At 64.1% G+C, this 17980-nt stretch carries 18 protein-coding genes and 1 pseudogene; 7 read left to right on the top strand and 12 right to left on the bottom strand.

What is annotated here, in order from left to right; all coding sequences use genetic code 11:
- Positions 1-18 precede the first annotated feature (18 nt).
- Positions 19-525, bottom strand: coding sequence for a hypothetical protein (locus FPZ08_RS10050; protein ID WP_146289886.1), 507 nt, complete (start codon positions 523-525; stop codon positions 19-21).
- A gap of 162 nt (positions 526-687) precedes the next feature.
- Positions 688-897: a cold-shock protein gene (locus FPZ08_RS10045; RefSeq protein WP_046105238.1), complete on the bottom strand. Its 210-nt coding sequence runs from the start codon at positions 895-897 to the stop codon at positions 688-690.
- Between the two features lie 528 nt (positions 898-1425).
- Here FPZ08_RS10045 and FPZ08_RS10040 point away from each other — a divergent pair.
- Positions 1426-2403 (top strand): methyltransferase, encoded by a 978-nt coding sequence (locus FPZ08_RS10040; RefSeq protein ID WP_146289884.1) that lies wholly within the window; start codon positions 1426-1428, stop codon positions 2401-2403.
- Between the two features lie 251 nt (positions 2404-2654).
- Complete coding sequence (gene ltaE, locus FPZ08_RS10035) at positions 2655-3695, top strand: low-specificity L-threonine aldolase (RefSeq protein WP_146289882.1); 1041 nt, start codon at positions 2655-2657, stop codon at positions 3693-3695.
- Between the two features lie 195 nt (positions 3696-3890).
- Here ltaE and FPZ08_RS10030 read toward each other — a convergent pair whose 3' ends face one another.
- The 3 genes from FPZ08_RS10030 to carB form a co-directional block, all read right to left on the bottom strand.
- Positions 3891-4688 (bottom strand): phytanoyl-CoA dioxygenase family protein, encoded by a 798-nt coding sequence (locus FPZ08_RS10030; RefSeq protein ID WP_146289880.1) that lies wholly within the window; start codon positions 4686-4688, stop codon positions 3891-3893.
- A 206-nt stretch (positions 4689-4894) separates the two neighbouring features.
- Entirely contained in the window at positions 4895-5515 is a 621-nt protein-coding gene (gene catB / locus FPZ08_RS10025; protein WP_146289878.1) for a type B chloramphenicol O-acetyltransferase, read from the bottom strand.
- A gap of 431 nt (positions 5516-5946) precedes the next feature.
- Positions 5947-9258 (bottom strand): carbamoyl-phosphate synthase large subunit, encoded by a 3312-nt coding sequence (carB, locus tag FPZ08_RS10020; RefSeq protein WP_146289876.1) that lies wholly within the window; start codon positions 9256-9258, stop codon positions 5947-5949.
- Positions 9259-9562: 304 nt separating this feature from the next.
- Here carB and FPZ08_RS10015 point away from each other — a divergent pair, with 304 nt between their 5' ends.
- Together FPZ08_RS10015 and FPZ08_RS10010 are read left to right on the top strand one after the other, a co-directional pair.
- Positions 9563-9880, top strand: a complete 318-nt coding sequence (locus FPZ08_RS10015; protein WP_146289874.1) for an ArsR/SmtB family transcription factor — start codon at positions 9563-9565, stop codon at positions 9878-9880.
- A complete protein-coding gene (locus FPZ08_RS10010; protein WP_146289872.1) occupies positions 9877-10275 on the top strand; it encodes an SRPBCC family protein in 399 nt (132 codons plus the stop codon). Before FPZ08_RS10015 ends, FPZ08_RS10010 begins: the two co-directional genes overlap by 4 nt.
- 98 nt (positions 10276-10373) lie before the next feature.
- Here FPZ08_RS10010 and FPZ08_RS10005 read toward each other — a convergent pair whose 3' ends face one another.
- From FPZ08_RS10005 to FPZ08_RS09995, 3 genes are all read right to left on the bottom strand, one after another.
- Complete coding sequence (locus FPZ08_RS10005; RefSeq protein ID WP_146289870.1) at positions 10374-11468, bottom strand: THUMP domain-containing class I SAM-dependent RNA methyltransferase; 1095 nt, start codon at positions 11466-11468, stop codon at positions 10374-10376.
- A gap of 184 nt (positions 11469-11652) precedes the next feature.
- Positions 11653-12375 carry a sulfotransferase-like domain-containing protein gene (locus FPZ08_RS10000; RefSeq protein ID WP_210246871.1) on the bottom strand — a complete coding sequence of 241 codons (723 nt, stop codon included), beginning with the start codon at positions 12373-12375 and terminating at the stop codon, positions 11653-11655.
- Positions 12372-13301: an aminotransferase class IV gene (locus tag FPZ08_RS09995; RefSeq protein ID WP_146289869.1), complete on the bottom strand. Its 930-nt coding sequence runs from the start codon at positions 13299-13301 to the stop codon at positions 12372-12374. Before FPZ08_RS09995 ends, FPZ08_RS10000 begins: the two co-directional genes overlap by 4 nt.
- Before the next feature lie 158 nt (positions 13302-13459).
- On the opposite strand from FPZ08_RS09995, the gene FPZ08_RS09990 reads away from it, so the two are divergent.
- Positions 13460-13729, top strand: a complete 270-nt coding sequence (locus FPZ08_RS09990; RefSeq protein ID WP_146289867.1) for a DUF2277 domain-containing protein — start codon at positions 13460-13462, stop codon at positions 13727-13729.
- On the opposite strand, the gene clpS is transcribed toward FPZ08_RS09990, so the two are convergent.
- A complete protein-coding gene (clpS, locus tag FPZ08_RS09985; protein ID WP_146289865.1) occupies positions 13726-14031 on the bottom strand; it encodes an ATP-dependent Clp protease adapter ClpS in 306 nt (101 codons plus the stop codon). The genes FPZ08_RS09990 and clpS overlap by 4 nt on opposite strands.
- Before the next feature lie 92 nt (positions 14032-14123).
- On the opposite strand from clpS, the gene FPZ08_RS09980 reads away from it, so the two are divergent.
- Complete coding sequence (locus tag FPZ08_RS09980) at positions 14124-14297, top strand: DUF1328 family protein (RefSeq protein WP_146289863.1); 174 nt, start codon at positions 14124-14126, stop codon at positions 14295-14297.
- 10 nt (positions 14298-14307) lie between these two features.
- Positions 14308-15143: pseudogene (locus tag FPZ08_RS09975) on the top strand (aldo/keto reductase).
- A 3-nt stretch (positions 15144-15146) separates the two neighbouring features.
- On the opposite strand, the gene FPZ08_RS09970 reads toward FPZ08_RS09975, so the two are convergent.
- The 3 genes from FPZ08_RS09970 to FPZ08_RS09960 are packed head-to-tail and all read right to left on the bottom strand — an operon-like array spanning position 15147 to position 17903.
- Positions 15147-15614, bottom strand: a complete 468-nt coding sequence (locus tag FPZ08_RS09970; RefSeq protein ID WP_146289862.1) for a GNAT family N-acetyltransferase — start codon at positions 15612-15614, stop codon at positions 15147-15149.
- Positions 15615-15639: 25 nt separating this feature from the next.
- Entirely contained in the window at positions 15640-17172 is a 1533-nt protein-coding gene (locus FPZ08_RS09965) for a permease (RefSeq protein ID WP_146289860.1), read from the bottom strand.
- Positions 17169-17903, bottom strand: a complete 735-nt coding sequence (locus tag FPZ08_RS09960) for an ABC transporter ATP-binding protein (protein WP_146289859.1) — start codon at positions 17901-17903, stop codon at positions 17169-17171. Before FPZ08_RS09960 ends, FPZ08_RS09965 begins: the two co-directional genes overlap by 4 nt.
- Positions 17904-17980 lie beyond the last annotated feature (77 nt).

Genomic DNA, 17980 nt, shown 5'->3' with positions numbered 1-17980 from the left:
AACCGGCCCTCGAATAGCCTAGCGCCGCTTGCCGCGCCGCTCGCGCAATTCCAGCAATTGATCACGGATGGCGGCGACCCAGTCGCGCAATCCTACCTCATCCGTATGGCGCAAGGCCGCCTCGATACCGTCAAGCGCCAGATGCGCCGACAGCAATTCATCGCTATTGCCGCTGAGCTCGTAGCGCGCCAGGTGCACCAGGGCCAGGTTGGCGCGGGTGGTGGCCCAGGCCGCCGGTGCCTGGGCCCGCTGCCGGCAGGGCAGGGCCTTGACCAGCAGGTCGCGCGCCTGGTCCAGCTGCGTTTGCGCCGCCGCACCTTTCTGCCCGCGGGCCAGCACGCACAGAGCCGCGCCCAGATTGGTCAGCACTTCGCCGCGCAGGGGCGTCGTCAGCTCGGCGTCAAGTAACTGGAAGTAGACCAGGGCGGCGGAATCGAAATCGCGGCCTTCGATCAAGGCTTTGGCGCGGCCGAGCGAGGTAAACACGCTCTCGCCCGCCTGTCGCGGTTCGATCAATGCATTCACTGGGATGCCCTGGTTTTGTCGGTCGGCCGCAGGCGGCCCGTCCTTTATTAAACCGGGATGGTTTCGACAACAAGCAATTGCCTTCTGTCATGCACCGCAAAACAGAAGGGGCGCGTCCCTCCAAGTCGGACGCGCCCCTTCCGGTCGAAAATGCCTGATGGATCAGGCGGCAGTCAGGTTGTCGGCGGCGGACTTGCCGGTCCGCTTGTCCTTGACGATCTCGTAGGTAACCTTCTGGCCCTCATCGAGACCATTCAGGCCCGAGCGCTGGACGGCGGAGATGTGGACGAACACGTCCGCCCCGCCTTCGTCGGGCTGAATGAAGCCGTAGCCTTTTTGGCCGTTAAACCACTTTACGGTGCCAGTTGCCATGATGCGCGTTCCCTCGTGCAGTCGCTGCTGTAGGCGGTCCTGAGCCACTATTGGCCTGGGACGGAGTGATCGAAATATCGGAAAGTGACGTCAGCAGGCGGCGAATGGAATTCGCAGGATCAGATCGGTCGGCCGCAATATTCGATCAGAGAACGTAGCCTGAAAAAAACGGGCGTTCAATATCTGTTTACACATGACAAATCGCCCGGCGGGAAGGCGCTTCCTGCCAGGACAATATCGAGCGTCATCAAGTGTTTGCACCGCACTATCACAGCGCGGCACCGACGCGGAGCCGGCAGGCGGGACATGAAACGGGTCTCGTGCCGGGGCGTCATTGTCGTGATGCGGTGCCGAAGCGCCGAACCAGACGCCATCACAATACCCCAAAAAGCACTGATGCAAACCGGCACTATCGTCGCATCTGCAGGTTTTGCACCGCATGTGCCCGCTTGCATTCCGGCGAAATTTGCGTCAAATCCCCGTCCGCTGGGCGATTGGGTCCGGTAACCCTCCAGAGATCACTTCGTCTTGACCAAGGCGTTTCACTCTTCCGGCGACGTGATTGCGGATCGCCGCGCCGGCTATGCGCGCATGCTGGCCGAAGCCGGCGACCACGCAGCAGCGGCCGATCTGCTCGTCCAGGCCCTCGAAATCGTCCCCGATTGGGCCGCCGGCTGGGACCTGCTCGGGAGCTACCACGAAAAGGCGGGCCATGTTGCAGGCGCCATTTCGGCCTGGCGGCATCTTGAGGCGCTGGACGACGAGGGTGTGTTCGGCGCCGGTCTCAAGCTCGCCGCCCATGGCGCCGGTCGCGCCGCCGAGGGCACCGCGGTCAGCTATGTCGAGGCCCTGTTCGATCAATATGCGCCGCAATTCGAGCAGGCGCTGGTGGAGCGGCTCGGCTATCGCGTGCCCGAAATGCTGGACGAACTGGTGCGGCAGGAAATGGCCCTGCTGGGCATCGAGCATTTCGCCCGGGCGCTCGACCTGGGCTGCGGCACCGGGCTGATGGGCCAGCACCTGCGCGGCAAGGCCGATTATCTCGAAGGCATCGACGTCTCGGCCGCCATGATCGCCGAGACCGCCCGCAAGGGCATCTATGACAGTCTGCAAAAGGCCGAACTAGTGGCGGCGCTCAATGCCCGCCGCGCCGATGCCGACCTGGTCACGGCCGCCGACGTGTTCATCTATTGCGGCGCCCTGGCGCCGGTGCTGGCGGCGCTGGTGCCCGCCATGCGGCCGGGCGGGCTTGCCGCCTTTTCGCTCGAGGCTCATGATGGCCCCGAGCCGCAATTCCTCCGTCCCTCACTGCGCTATGCCCATGGCGTCGATGCCACGCGCGATGCGCTGGTGGTTGCCGGCCTCGAAATCCTGCGCTTCGAAACCGCCGTATTGCGCTTCGATCGCGGCGCACCCATTACGGGCATGCTCATCGTGGCCCGCCGCCCGCCAGTGGAACTGAACGCCGCCAATGACGGCGAAGACGGCGGCGACGTGGCGGCCTGAGCGGGCCAACGGCAACTTATTTCAGTCATCACCCCTCTCCCCTTGAGGGAGAGGGTGGAAATCCGCGTGCAGCGGATTTCCGGGTGAGGGGTCCTGCGCCATCCCATGCTTCAGTGCTCGTGGGACCAACCCCTCATCCGCCCTTCGGGCACCTTCTCCCTCAAGGGGAGAAGGGAAGAGCAGGAACAGCCCCCATTGTATCACCATCCAACAATCGTGCTAATCATCGGCCCCCAATCGCTGGACCCGCCATGAACACCATCCGCTATGACTTCCGCTCCGATACCGTCACGCGCCCTGCCACGGGCATGCGTTCTGCCATGGCCACCGCCGAGGTGGGCGACGACGTGTTCGGCGACGATCCAACGGTCAACCTGCTGGAGCAGCGGATGGCCGCCATGCTCGGCAAGGATGCGGCGATCTTCGTTTCGTCGGGCACGCAATCGAACCTGCTGGCCCTGATGAGCCATTGCGGGCGCGGCGACGAATTCATCGCCGGGCAGAATGCGCATTGCTACAAATACGAGGCCGGCGGCGCGGCGGTGCTGGGCTCCATCCAGCCGCAGCCCATCGCCCACCAGCCCGATGGCACCATGGATCTCGGTGACATCGAAAGCGCCATCAAGGCTGGCGACAACCACTTCGCCACCACGCGGGTCATCGCGCTGGAAAACACCTTTGGCGGCCAGGTGCTGCCTGTCAGCTACATGGTGCAGGTGGCCGAGATTGCCCGCCGGCACGGGCTGGGCCTCCATCTCGATGGCGCCCGCGCCTTCAATGCCGTGGTGGCCCTGGGCACCGATATCAAAAGCTTCACGGCACCCTTCGACAGCGTTTCGATCTGCCTCTCCAAGGGGCTCGGCGCCCCGGTGGGCTCGGTGCTGATCGGCCGGCAGGACCTGATCGATACGGCGCGTCGCAACCGCAAGATGCTGGGCGGCGGGCTGCGCCAGTCCGGCATCCTGGCGGCGGCGGGCCTCTATGCGCTCGACAATAACGTGACCCGGCTGGCCGAGGACCATCGCCGCGCCCGGCGCCTGGCCGAAGGCCTTGCCGCCTTCCCCTCGCTCAACGTCACCATGCCCGATACCAATATCGTCTTCGTCGATGTCGAGGACCGCCTCGGCGATCGCCTCACCGAATTCCTGGTGTCGCGCGGCGTCGGCATTACCGGCCGCTACGGCCAGCAGCGCTGGGTCACCCATCTCGACGTGGACGACGCCATGGTCGACGGCGCCCTGGCCGAAGTCGCCGCGTTTTTCCGCGACGGAGCGGAAGCGGCTTTCCGGTAATCGACGCAGCACCAAGCCAGGGCGCCTTCCCTTCTCCCCTTGCGGGAGAAGGTGCCCGAAGGGCGGATGAGGGGTATCGTGCTAACCAAGAACATTGAAGCATGGGTGAGCGCAGCACCCCTCACCCGGTTCTTCCGCTGGACGCGGAAGAACCACCCTCTCCCGCAAGGGGAGAGGGTGGTGGACTGCGGGCGTTTACCCCTGGTCCAGCGCCACCCGCACCGCCAGTTCCACCGGCGAATATTCCCCGTCCTTCCGGTCCAGCACCAGCTCGCCCCGCGGCATCAGCGGCGGCTGGGCCATGAACTTCACGGTCTTGCCGCGATGCTTTTGCGCCCCGTGCACCAGGAACGGGTGGCAGAGATAGACCGTCCCCGCCGGCCCGGTCGCCAGCGCCTCTTTGCCTGTATCGAACCAGTCGGGCCGGTCGGTGATCATGTCGCGCAGCGAGCGCCCCGCATCGCCAGCCGGGGCAAGGTAGCGCGCCACGTCGAGATGCGAACCAACCTTGATCCGGGTCGGCGCGTCCTCCTCCCCGACATCGGAGAACAGGAACAGCATCAGCAGGGCGCGGCCCTTGGAGACCACATTGGCGCGGATATCGAGGAAGTCCTTGAAGTCGGGTCCGGCAAAGCTGCCATCGATATGCCAGCCATCGTCACCCGGCTCGTCAGGCGAGGGAAACCGCACCGGGAAGGTGCCCAGCCCCTGCGGCGGCACCCAGCGGTCCTGGCCCACGATCTGGTCATAGGCGGCGCGGAGCAGGGGCGTATTGGCCGCCTCGCGGAAAGGCAGTTCGGAATAGCCGCCCAGCCGGATGACCGGCTTGGTCCAGGTGGCGGGATTATCAGGATCGCAGCCGGTTTCCTTCCACAATATGGCGCGGCCCTGCTCGGCAAGGGCGCGGGGGAAGGCATTGTCGATGCGGATGAAACCGGTGGTGATGAATGCGTCGATTTGCGCTGCGGAGAGCGCGGAAATGCTATCAGGCATTGGAAATCCATAAGTTCGCAAGGCCGCAAAGGCGGCCGGATCGAGCGGCTGTGCCGCTCAATGTGTGCCCGAACAGGGCGCCATCAGGCGCCGAGGAACACCGCGAACTTGTAAGACTGGATCATCATCATGGTGCGCTGATTATGCGAAGGGGCGGCATCCTGTCAAGTTGACCCGCCCGGTAAGGGCCGGGCGGGTCCGTGGGATCAGCCCTGCCAGAAGGTGTGAAGGGCCGCGATATCGCCGCTGCACAGCAGCGGCATGGCCGCCTGCAGCCTTTCTTCCGGCCAGTCCCACCAGGCCATTTCGAGCAGCATGGCAATCTGCTCGTCGTCGAACCGTGCGCGGATCGGCTTGCCGGGATTGCCGCCGATAATGGTGTAGGGCTCGACATCTTTTGTCACCAGCGCCCGCGTGCCGATCACGGCGCCATGGCCGATGCGGACCCCCGGCATGACGATGGCCTCGGTGCCGATCCACACGTCATTGCCGATGACAGTGTCGCCGGCCGGCGCAAAGGCATCGATCGCCCCGGCAAATTCGGGCATTTCCGGCATGTAGAAGAACGGAAACGAGCTCGCCCAGTCGTGGCGGTGGCCCTGATTGCCGGCCATGATGAAGGCAGCGCCCGAGCCGATCGAGCAGAAACTGCCCACGATCAGCTTGTCGGCATCGGCGTCCGGCAGCAGGAAGCGGGCGCAGTCGTCGAAGCTGTGGCCGTGATAATAGCCCGAATAATAGCTGTAGCGCCCGACCACGATATTGTTGTGGGTCACCTGTTCATCCAGGCGGATGCCCTTGAACGGGCTTTCGAAGAAATTGGTCATGATGGACTCGTGAAGTCTGTGCTGCCCGCAGGCAGCGCGTTTTGCAGAACGTACGGAAACGGCCGGCCCTCTTGTGGCCGGTTAAAGGCGATCCCTCGGCGCGTGTCAGGCGCGCAGGATCGCTATCGAGGTGGTACAGTCTGCGGACTTCATGATGTCCGGGAACATAGCGGGCAGGGGCGGGGTGTCAACCGGCGCTTGAATGCGACAGCCTGGGCTCCTGCCCACCCTCCCCCTTGAGGGGAGGGTAGCGAAGCTGGGCCGCCAGGCCTTAGCGTAGCTTGGGAGGGGGTCCCTTTAGCGAACCACGAAGCTACCCCCTCCCAGCTTTGCCAAGGCCCTTGCGGGCCAGGCGCCGCTACCCCTCCCCTCAAGGGGGAGGGTGGGCAGGCGCCGATGGTGTCGCGCAATTGCGCTCAGAGGCGGGACAGTTAGGCCGCGAAATAATCCTGCAGCGGCCGCACCACCAGGCTGCCCTTCTGCAAGGCCACGATCCCCTCCACCGCCGCCAGCGCGCCGTCGATGGTGGTATAATACGGGATCTTGCTCAGCAGCGCCGTCCGCCTGATATCGCGGCTATCCGAGATCGACTTCATGCCGTCGGTGGTGTTGATCACCAGTTGCACGCCGCCATTCTTCATCGAATCCACGATATGCGGCCGGCCTTCGAGCACCTTGTTGATCTTGGTGGCGGCAATGCCGTTCTCGACCAGGTATTTCTGCGTGCCGCCGGTGGCGAGGATGGTGAAGCCGCCCTCGACCAGATGGCGGGCCATATCGACGATATACTGCTTGTCCTGGTCGCGCACCGAGATGAAGGCCGTGCCGGACTGCGGCACCTTGGAGCCGGCGCCCATCTGCGACTTGGCGAAGGCCAGTGCGAAATCGGTATCGAGCCCGATCACTTCGCCGGTCGACTTCATCTCCGGCCCCAACACGGTATCGACGCCGGGGAAGCGGTTGAACGGGAACACGGCTTCCTTGACGGCGATATGCTTGAACTGCTTCTCGACCAGGTTGAAGCTCGACAGCTTCTCGCCCGCCATGATGCGGCTGGCGATCTTGGCGATGGGCTGGCCGATCACCTTGGCGACAAAGGGCACCGTGCGCGACGCGCGCGGATTGACTTCGAGCAGGTAGATCACCCCGTCCTTGAGCGCATATTGCACATTCATCAGTCCGCCGACTTTGAGCGCGAAGGCGAGTTCCGCCGTCTGCCGCTTCAGTTCGGCGATGATCTCGGGGCTGAGGTTGCGCGGCGGCAGCGAGCAGGCCGAGTCGCCCGAGTGAATGCCGGCCTCCTCGATATGCTCCATGATGCCGGCCACGAACACGGTCTCGCCGTCGCACAGCGCATCGACGTCGATTTCGGTGGCCCCCGACAGATACGCATCGAACAGCAGCGGATTGTCCGACAGCACCGAATTGATCTGCCCGGTCTTGTCGTTGGGGTAGCGCTGCAGGATGTCCGGCGGCACGAGGCCGGTCAGCGTGTCCTGCACGTAGCGCTCGAATTCATTGGCCGAATGCACGATCGCCATGGCGCGGCCGCCCAGCACGTAAGATGGCCGGATCACCAGCGGATAGCCCAGCCGCTCGGCCACGAGGCGGGCCTGCTCAAGCGAATAGGCAATGCCGTTCTTGGGCTGGGTGAGTTCGAGCTTGTTGAGCAGCTTGGAGAACAGGTCGCGGTCCTCGGCCAGGTCGATGGCGTCAGGCTGCGTCCCCAGGATCGGCACGCCGGCCTTCATCACCGCTTCGGCCAGGTTCAGCGGCGTCTGCCCGCCAAACTGCACGATCACGCCATGCAAAGTGCCGTTCTGCTTTTCCGTCAGAAGGATTTCGATCACATCTTCTTCGGTCAGCGGTTCGAAATACAGCCGGTCCGACGTGTCATAGTCGGTCGAGACGGTTTCCGGGTTGCAGTTGACCATGATGGTCTCGTAGCCGGCATCGGCCAGTGCAAACGCGGCATGGCAGCAGCAATAGTCGAATTCGATGCCCTGGCCGATGCGGTTCGGCCCGCCCCCCAGGATCACCACCTTCTTGCGGTCGCTGGGGCGCGCCTCGTCATCCACCTTGCCGTTGAACGGCACTTCATAGGACGAATACATATAGGCGGTCGGCGAGGCGAATTCGGCCGCCGACGTGTCGATCCGCTTATAGGCCGGCCGCACGCTCAGCTCATGCCGCAGCTTGCGCACATCCGATGGCTTCACATTGGCGAGCTGCGCCAGCCGCGCATCGGCAAAGCCCATGGCCTTGAGCGCGCGCAGGTTCTGCGCGTCCTGTGGCAGGCCGAATTGCTTGACCTTGCTTTCGGCCTCGATGATGCCCTGCATCTGCTCGAGGAACCACGGGTCGATCTTGCAGGCCTCGTGTATGTCCTCGAGGCTCATGCCCAGCCGCATGGCCTCGGCCACATGCAGCAGCCGGTTGGGCGTCGGCGTGCCCAGGGCCGCCTTGATGGCATTCTTGTCCTCGCCTTCGCCCAGGCCGGGAATGCCGATCTCGTTGAGCCCGGTCAGCCCGGTTTCAAGCGAGCGCAAAGCCTTCTGCAGCGATTCCTGGAAGGTGCGGCCGATGGCCATGGCCTCGCCCACCGACTTCATCGAGGTGGTCAGCCGATTGTCGGCGCCGGGGAATTTTTCGAAGGCGAAACGCGGGATCTTGGTGACGACATAGTCGATGGTCGGCTCGAAGCTGGCCGGGGTCATGCCGCCGGTAATGTCATTGTCCAGCTCGTCCAGCGTATAGCCCACGGCCAGCCGTGCGGCGACCTTGGCGATGGGGAAGCCGGTGGCCTTCGATGCCAGCGCCGATGACCGGCTCACGCGCGGATTCATCTCGATCACCACCATGCGCCCATCGGCCGGGTTGATGCCGAACTGCACGTTGGAGCCGCCGGTTTCGACGCCGATCTCGCGCAGAACCGCCAGCGAGGCGTCGCGCATGATCTGGTATTCCTTGTCGGTCAGCGTCAGCGCCGGGGCGACGGTGATGCTGTCGCCGGTATGCACGCCCATCGGATCGATATTCTCGATCGAGCAGATGATGATGCAGTTGTCCTTCTTGTCGCGGACAACCTCCATTTCATACTCTTTCCAGCCGAGCACGCTTTCCTCGACCAGCACTTCATTGGTCGGCGAGGCGTCGATCCCGCTTTCGCAGATCGCCAGATATTCCTCGCGGTTATAGGCAATGCCGCCGCCCGTGCCGCCCAAAGTAAACGACGGCCGGATGATAGCCGGCAGCCCGATCACTTCGAGCGCCTGCAAGGCCTCGATCGTATTATGCGCCAGCATGGAGCGCGGCGTTTCCAGCCCGATCTTCTTCATGGCGTCGCGGAACAGTTCGCGGTCTTCCGCCTTGTCGATGGCCTCGGCCGTGGCGCCGATCATTTCCACCCCGAACTTCTCCAGCACGCCCATCTTGCGCAGGCTCAGCGCGCAGTTCAGCGCCGTCTGCCCGCCCATGGTCGGCAGCAGCGCATCGGGCCGCTCCTTCTCGATGATGCGCGCGACCACTTCAGGGGTGATCGGCTCCATATAGGTGGCGTCGGCCAGATCAGGATCGGTCATGATCGTCGCCGGATTGGAGTTCACCAGAATGATCCGGTAGCCCTCTTCCTTCAGCGCCTTGCAGGCCTGCGTCCCCGAATAGTCGAACTCACAAGCCTGCCCGATGATGATCGGACCCGCACCGATGATGAGGATCGATTTGATATCGGTACGTTTTGGCATGGCGCTCGCTCAACAGTTATCTACGTTTGTCGCGCTCCCGAACCGGAAAAGTGGGGCCACTTTTCCTGGGAACGCTCCGGTCATCGAGCGAGGAGAGAATCGCCCGGACAGCACCTGTCCCGCGACAAACCACGCGGCAACTGAGCGCTGCGGCGCGGTGGAAGGTTCAGACATGGTGGTTAAGTGGGCTGTCTAGCGGAAGAGTCGCTGGAAGGGAAGGCCCCGTTTCCCCTTGCGCGTGGCAAGTAAGACAAAATATGTCGGGAAGTGTTGACATGTCGGAAATCTCCGACATAATAACAGCATGAACACCGAACCCATTTTTGCCGCTCTGTCCCATCCCGTCCGCCGTCAGGTGGTCACCCTGTTGCTTCAGGGCGACCGAACGGCGGGGGCTATTGCACAAGCGTTTTCGGGGATCGGGCGGTCGGCGGTGTCGGAGCATCTGGGTGTGCTGCGGCAGGCCGATCTGGTTCGTGAGACGAAATCGGGGCGGGAGCGCATCTATACGCTCAATGCCGAGCCACTGGCCGAACTCAGGGACTGGCTTGCCCCCTATGAGGATTATTGGCGCTCGCGGATGGCGAGCCTGGCCAAGCAGTTGGAAGAGGAAAACAAATGAGCCTAGAGACCGTGACCGTGGACCAGCGCATTGCAACGACTGCTGACCGCGTATGGGCCCGAATTTCGACGCCAGAGGGGATTGCCACCTGGTGGGCGCCAGGGAACATTGCGCCAGTGGTCGGGCACGAATTCACCATGGACATGTACAAATGGGGCCAGGTGCGTTGCCGGGTGATCGAAGTCATGCCGCTGGAGAAACTCGCCTACACATTCGGCGACTGGGAACTGCATTGGACCATCACGCGGGACGAAGGTGGCTGCGTGCTGAGGCTCGAGCACAAAGGATTTGACCTCGACAAGGAGCAGGACCGGATCGCCTTCGAAAATATGGGGAAGGGCTGGGCCGGCACGGTACTGCCGCGACTGGCACAGGGCCTGGTGGCCGCCGCCTGAGGCGGCCGGCTTTCGTCATTACCGGACTGTCTGGAAGCAGTGGATTGCCCGGACAGGCCGGCGATGACGACCGGCGGGAATGGTTGGTGTGCCCAGGATCAAGCGCACCACAACCCCACCCGCAGCCCCCCATGCAACACGGTGGGCTCCACCAGTTCCAGCCCGAGTCCGGTGGCCCTTATCAGTTCCTTGTCCGTCGTGACGATCCCAACCCGCCACCCGGCAAACTTCGCGCGGATCACATTGCCCATGGTCCGGTATAGCCCGAGCAGCGGTGCCTTGTTGCCGATGCGGGTGCCGTAGGGCGGGTTGATGATGATGAGGCCGGGCGGACCGTCCGGGCGCGATAGGGTTTCGACGCTTTGCTGTTCGAACTGCACCACCGCGGACACGCCTGATCGTTCGGCATTCTCCCGCGCCATTCTGACAGCGCCGGGGTCGCGGTCTGAGCCGTGGAACCGCAGGCCGGTGTCGCGCAGCGGGGCAGGGGCGCGCAGGACGTCCCAGGCGGCGCGGTCGAAACCGGGGAGGTGTTCGAAGGCAAAGCTCCGTGACCGCCCGGGCATCAGCCCCAGCGCGATTTCGGCAGCTTCGATGACGAAGGTGCCCGAGCCGCACATCGGGTCGAGCACGGTCTGGCTCCCGTCATAGCCGCATTGGCGCAGGAACATCGCGGCCATGGTCTCGCGCATCGGCGCCTTGGCCACGCCCGCCTTGAAGCCGCGCTTGTGCAGCGACTCCCCCGTCGTATCGAGGCTGATAGTGACGAGGTCATCCTCGATCCGCACCATGACGCGCACCGCCGCATCCTCGGCAATGGGCGCTCCGAGGGTCTCGGCAATGGCCGTGGCCACGCGCTGGCTGGCCGCCCCGGCATGATAGATGCGCGAGCGCTTGCAACTGGCCTCCACCGTCACCGGCACATCCGGTCGCAGCAGGCTGGCCCATTCCACCTTGCGGGCGCGCTTGTCGAGCTGCGCCAGGTGCATGGCGCGGAAGCTGGCCACCCGCGCCAGCACGCGTGTCGCCCCACGCAGGGTGAGATTGGCCCGCCACACATCGGGCCAGCTGCCCATGAAGGCCACGCCGCCCTCGGTCACGCTGGCATCAAAGCCGGCCGCGCGGGCCTCGTCACAAAGCGGGGTTTCGAGGCCGGGCGTGCCGACGAGGTAGATTTCGAATGGGGTATCCATGGGGGAGAGGTAGAGGGTTTTGCGGCGGCGGGGAAGGGACCTCCGAACATCGGGGCTCCCGTCACCCCACCCTCAATCCCTCCCCATCAAGGGGAGGGAGGCGCAGGCTGCGATGCTAGTGTTCATCGTCTCCCTCCCCCTTGTGGGGAGGGATCAAGGGTGGGGGTGAGCCACGCGCACCGGCTTACGTTTTGAACCCCGCCATCCGCTCATAAAACACCTGCGCCTCATCCGCGATGCGCTGTAAATTCCCCGGCAGTTCCACCACCTTCTCATCCGGTGGCGCAAAGCCCGTGCTGTCGAAAATCGCCCCATACCAATGTGGCGCCCACACCCCGTCATCGGGATGCTGCCCCTTCGGCCAGCTCAACATCGCTTCGTCGAACGGCAGGTCGATTGCCGCGCACAGCGCCGACAGCGTCCCGCGCGGATCGCGCCGCACATCCTCGGAATCCACCACCGGCGGGGCCTTGCCCAGCCGGTCGGCCACCCGGTCGAACAGCATGGCCTGTTCGGCAAAGCCGATATCGCGCAGGCTCACATCCTCCCGCTTCCGCGCATAGGAGGCGAGCACCCGTTCCGGTCGCCGCAGCAGGAACACATTGGTCACCCCGTCCATCCAGTCGAGCGGAAAGCCCACCACCATGTGATGCGCCATATGCTTCTGATACCAGACCGGCTTGCCTGATGGCGCCGGGCCGAGCATGTCGGCAGCGACGCGATGCGGGTCCGTCGGCTGGCTCGCCAGTACTTCGGCATTCATCGGATGGACAATGCCGGTGGCCGCCAGATAGGCGGCATAGAAAGGCTCGTCGCTGACGGCGCAATCGGGCCGCGAGGAGAAGGCGCGCATCATGGCCGTGGACAGGTTGCGCGGCCCCGACCACATGGCGATGCGGCGCGTCATGGCCGGTAGATCTCCCGCTCGATCAGCTCACGATAGAGCCCTTGCAGCCGCAGCGTCATCTCGCCCGGTATCGGCCCCGGCCCGGTCAGCGGGTGACCCATGCGGCGGCCATCCACTTCGCGCACTGATGTCAGTCCGGCAAAGGTGCCGGTCACGAAGGCCTCGTCGGCGCCATAGACGTCGGTGAGCGAAAAATTCTTCTGCCGCACGGTGATGCCGGCGGCTTCGGCCACGCGGATGATATTGCCCCGGGTGATCCCGCCCAGGCAGTAGTCGCCCGTGGAAGTCCAGAGCTCGCCGCGCCGCACGATGAAAAAGTGCGTCGAGTTGCAGGTGGCGACAAACCCCTGCGGGTCGAGCATCAGCGCCTCGTCGGCCCCGGCCTTGGCCGCCTGGATGCAGGCCTGGATGCAGTTGAGCTTGCTGTGCGAATTCAGCTTCTGATCCTGCATGTCAGGCGCGGTGCGGCGGATGGTCGAGGTGAAGAGGCTGATGCCATCGGGCTTGTCCGAGGGCGTCTTGTATTCGGGGATGATGACGATCGTCGCGTCGCCGATGGTGGCGCGCGGGTCCTGATAGGGCGTGGCCTTGATGCCGCGCGTCACCATCAGGCGGATATGGACGCCGTCCGTCATGCCATTGGCAGCGAGGCAATCGAAGATGCGCTTCACCAGCGCGTCCGGAGTGAGTCCGACGAAAAAATCCAGCGTCTTGGCGCCCTCATAGAGCCGCTCCAGATGTGCCCACAGGAATGGAATGCCGCCTTTATGCAGCCGCAGCCCTTCCCACACACCATCGCCCAGCACGAAGCCGGAATCGAACACCGATACTGTGGCCTCCTGGCGCGGCTTCAGCGTATCGTTGACTGCGATCAGGATATCCGCATTGCGCGGATCATCCGCATAGGCATGCACGCCATAGGCCATTTTCGAACACCGGATTCACGTGTGGATCTTCTCGATGCTAACAGTCCGTTAGCATTAAGCGGGGGTTGCCAACCATCGGTCTTCGCCGGGCGATGGGCAAGGTGGTTGGCGGGAAACATCGATCGGGTATAGCGTTTCTCCCCAGAGGAGACTGCAATATGTGCCGCAACATCAAGCCGCTGTTCAATTTCGAGCCACCCGCGACCCGCAACGAGATTCACGATGCGGCTTTGCAATTCGTGCGCAAGATTTCCGGCTACAGCGCGCCGTCCAAAACCAATGAGGCGGCCTTCCACGAGGCGGTGGAAGACATCGAGAAAGTCATGCGCAAGCTATTGAATTCGCTCGATACCAACGCCCCGCCGAAAGACCGCGAAGTGGTCGCCGCCAAGGCCCGCGAGCGCTCCCGCCTCCGCTTCGGCACCTAGTCCTCAGGCTCGGTGCCGAACAGCAGCGGATAGCCATGTTGCTGGGCGAATTCGGTCGCCCGCGTCGCCTTTTCCTCGGCAATCTCCCGGGTGAACACCGCCACCACGCAGGCGCCTTTGGTGTGCGCCGTCAGCATGATGGCATTGGCCTGCGCCTCGGGCACGCGGAATTCGGCCTTGAGCAGCCGCACCACGAATTCGCGCGGCGTATAGTCGTCGTTGAACAGAATAACCTTGTGCAGCGGTGGTTTAGCCGTCTTCAGAACGGTTTCGGTACGGCGTTTGGTATCGGTATCAGCCATGATCGCCTCCGGGGCGAATGGAATAGTCGGCGGCGGAACGGGCCCTGCCGCCATGCGTTAGGGAAGCAAAACCTCCCACCCCGGGTCAAGCCATGCTTCAACTCCTCATCATACTCATCATCGTCGCGCTGGTCGCCGGCGCCATGGGCTTCACCGGCCTTGCCGCGGGCGCGAGCATGCTGGCCAAGATCATCTTCGTCCTCATGCTGATCGGCATCGCGCTGGTGCTGATCCTGGCCTTTACCGGCATGGCCATTCTCTTCTAGGAGCTTGAAAATGCCCGATATTCCGCAGATCCGGCTCAATGACGGCAAGACGATCCCGCAACTGGGATTCGGCGTGTGGCAGGTGCCCAATGATGAAGTTACGCGGGCAGTCCAGACGGCCATCACGGCTGGCTACCGCTCCATCGATACGGCCCAGGGCTACCACAATGAGGAAGGGGTCGGGAAAGCCATCGCCGGGAGCGGGGTGGCGCGCGGCGATCTCTTCATCACCTCCAAGCTCCGCACCGGCGACCAGGGCTACGATACGACGATAAAGTCCTGCCTGGCCTCACTCGAGCGGCTGGGGCTCGATTATCTCGACATGTTCCTGATCCACTGGCCGGTGCCGGCGCATGACCGCTATTCCGATACCTGGAAGGCTTTCGTGCAATTGCAGCGCGATGGCCGCGTTCGCTCCATCGGGCCTCCAACTTCCTGCCCGAGCATATCGAGCGCATCATCGCCGATAGCGGCGTAACGCCCGCCGTGAACCAGATAGAGGTTCACCCCGAATACCAGCAGCGTGATGTCAGGGCCTTCCACAAGACCCACGACATCGCCATCGAAAGCTACAGCCCGCTGGGCAGCGGCGCCGTTCTGGACAATGCCGTGATCGGCGAAATCGGCGAAAAGCACGGCAAGGCGCCGGCGCAGGTCATCATCCGCTGGCATTTGCAGCAGGGCCTGATCGTCATCCCCAAATCCGTCCATGCCGACCGCATCAAGGCCAATCTCGATGTCTTCGGCTTCGAACTTGACGGTGACGACATGGACAGGATCGCCGGGCTCGACCGCCCCGATGGCAAAACCGGCGACAATCCGGCGACCAATAACAGCCTGTGGTAGGCGCTAGAGCAGCAGCTTGAAGCCCTCGTGGCTCTTGGTGAAGCCGAGCTTCTCATAGAAGCGGTGGGCGTCGAGCCGGCGCTTGTTGGAGGTCAGTTGCACCAGGCCGCAGCTGGCTTCGCGGCAACGCTCGATGGCCCATTGCACCATCTGCGTGCCGAGCCCACTGCCGCGCTGGTCGGCGCGGATATGCACGTTTTCCAAGAGGCCCCGCTTCATGCCGAAATTGGGCATGCCGGGAATGAAGCTGATCTGCAATGTGCCCACGACCTCACCGTCCCGCTCGGCGACGATCAGGCGATGGTTCGGATCGGCTAAGATCTCGTCGAAGGCGGCGCGATAGCGCGGGTCGGCAAGCGTGGCGGGATCGAGCGGCGGCGTATCCGTGCCGCGGGCATCGCCGGCATGGCTGAGGCCGACAATGGTGGCGATGTCGGCCGGTGTCGCATCGCGGAAGGTCAGGGCGGTCATGGATGTCTCGCGGTGGGGTTTGAGGTCAGCGCCGCCGCGGGCTTATCAGCTTGGCGAGGACGATCACAAGGACTGCAATAACGGCTGGGGCGATGGCCAGTTCCGAGCCGGCGGCCAGCAGGGCGCCGGTGCCGGCCCACATGATCGAGGCAAAGGCCTCGCTTACCGTGGCGGCGCGGGACGCGACCTGGCGGCGGCGGAACATGGAGCGCTTGGCGACCACGCGGAACCAAAGCTGGATGGCGGTTGCCGACCCGGCCGATAAGGCTGCGCAAAGGGCGGTGATCAGTGCCATGCGTGGCGAAGAGAGAGCCATCAGCACCAGCAGCGGCGCCATGATGACGCCGATGACTGCCAGCACCGCCTCGATCTTGGCGATCAGCACTGTGCGCGGGGAAACCGGGGCGGTGACCACCAGGTCATGGGCATCCTCGCCGGAAATGGCGAGCCAGGCGAGGCCGCCCGCCAGTTGTCCCGCCGCCATGACCAGCACGGGCACGGCGACAACGAAGGCGCCGGCCACATCGCCGAAATTCATCCAGAGCAGCAGGCCGGGCGGCACGAGATAGAGGATCTGCATCAGCGTCTGTGACAGCAGCCACGGGTCGCGCTGCAGCAGCCGCCATTCCTTGAGCCGCAGCACGTGGCGCTGCGAGGCCGGGCGGAAAGCGCGGGGCGACGGGCGGCGCTGGCTGGCAATATGGTTGAGCCCGGCGGCGGAAATGGCCAGGCGTGCATAGCTCGAGGCCGAGATGGCTATGGCCAGAACCAGCGCGCCGCAGCCGATGGCGAGCATGATCAGCAGGGATTGCGTGTCGCCCATGGCGGCCTTGGCCGGCAGCCAGAGCGAACTATCGATACCGGGCGCGGCATCGATGATGGCCTGCGACTGGAACAGGCTGAAGCGCGAGAAATTGCCATAGTAGAGAATGGCGGCGGCCTGGATGCCGATAACGAAACCGGCGCCGATAATGGCGGCGACGATCTGGGAGATGAAGCGCGTCCGGCGTGGTCCGACCAGGCGGAACAGCAGCATGGTTATGCCCACCGACAAAGCCGTCGAAATGGCGCCCATGGCGATGATGACGCCATAGGCGGCCAGCCAGCGCTGGCCGTCGAACAGTGCCAGCATGTTGATCAGCGGGCTGGCCAGCAGGCCGGTAAAGGCCACATTGGTCAGTGCCACGGCACCGGTGCGGACGGCGAACAGCCGGCGCGACGAGGCGGGCGAGGAGAGGATGAGGTCGAGGTCGGAGCGGCCGTAATAGACGCGGGTCACCGCTTCGAGCGCCTGGGACAGCATGACTGTCCAGAACAGCATGCCGGTGCCGGTCAGCATGACGAGGCTTTGCGCGTCCGATTGCACACCATCGGCGGCCCAGCGCGCCACCACGCCATAGGCGAGCAGGTGCATCACGATGATGACGATGCTGAGAAAGATGGCGAGGCCAACACCGCGCGCCTTGCTGCCGCCGGTCATCATGGCCAGCATGTCGCGCCAGGCCAGGGTTAGTTCATGGCGGGCGAACCAGGTCAGCGTGGCCGGTGCGGCGCTCATGCGGCGTCCGATACCAGGTCGAGGAAAATGTCTTCGAGGCTGGATTCCCGGCCGATGCGGCTGCGCAGTTCGGCCAGCGTACCCTCGGCGATCAACCTTCCCTGGTTGATGACGCCGATGCGTTCGGCCATGCGCTCGGCCACTTCGAGAATGTGCGTGGTCATGATGACGGTGACGCCGTCGCGCACCTTGCCGAGCAGCACATCCTTGACCTGCCGCGCCGAGCCGGCATCGAGCCCGGTCAGTGGCTCGTCGAGGATGATGAGGCGCGGGTCATGCACCAGCGCCCCGGCCAAAGCCACCTTTTGCAGCATGCCCTTGGAAAAGCCGCCGCAGAGTTCATTGGCATGCGGCCGCAGGCCCAGCCAGTCGATGAGATCGTTGGCTCTCGTCTCGGCCGCATGGCTCTCCACCTGCCAGAGGCCGGCGACGAAGGCGAGATATTCGGTTGGCGTCAGCCGGTCATAGACCATGGGTTCATCAGACACCCAGGCGGTAACGCGCTTGGCGGCGATGGGATCGCGCCGCGCATCGATGCCAAAAATGGAAATGCTGCCCGCATCGGGCTGCAACAGCCCCGCCACCATGCGCAATATAGTGGTCTTGCCGGCGCCATTGGGGCCGAGCAGGGCGTAGAATTCACCGGCCCGGATCGTGAGGTCCAGATCGGTCACCACCGGCCGGTCGAAACTTTTGGTGAGACTGGCAATGGCGAGGGCAGGGGTGGTCATGGCGGCGCTCCGGCGGGAAACCGGCCCAAGCCTATTCCTCCTGGCCTTTCCCGCCCGTGAATCGGCAGCGTTAAGAT

The organism is Devosia ginsengisoli, assembly GCF_007859655.1.
GTDB lineage: Bacteria > Pseudomonadota > Alphaproteobacteria > Rhizobiales > Devosiaceae > Devosia > Devosia ginsengisoli.
The sequence above is the reverse complement of the archived record's forward strand: the minus strand, read 5'-3'. Positions and strand labels throughout refer to the sequence as shown.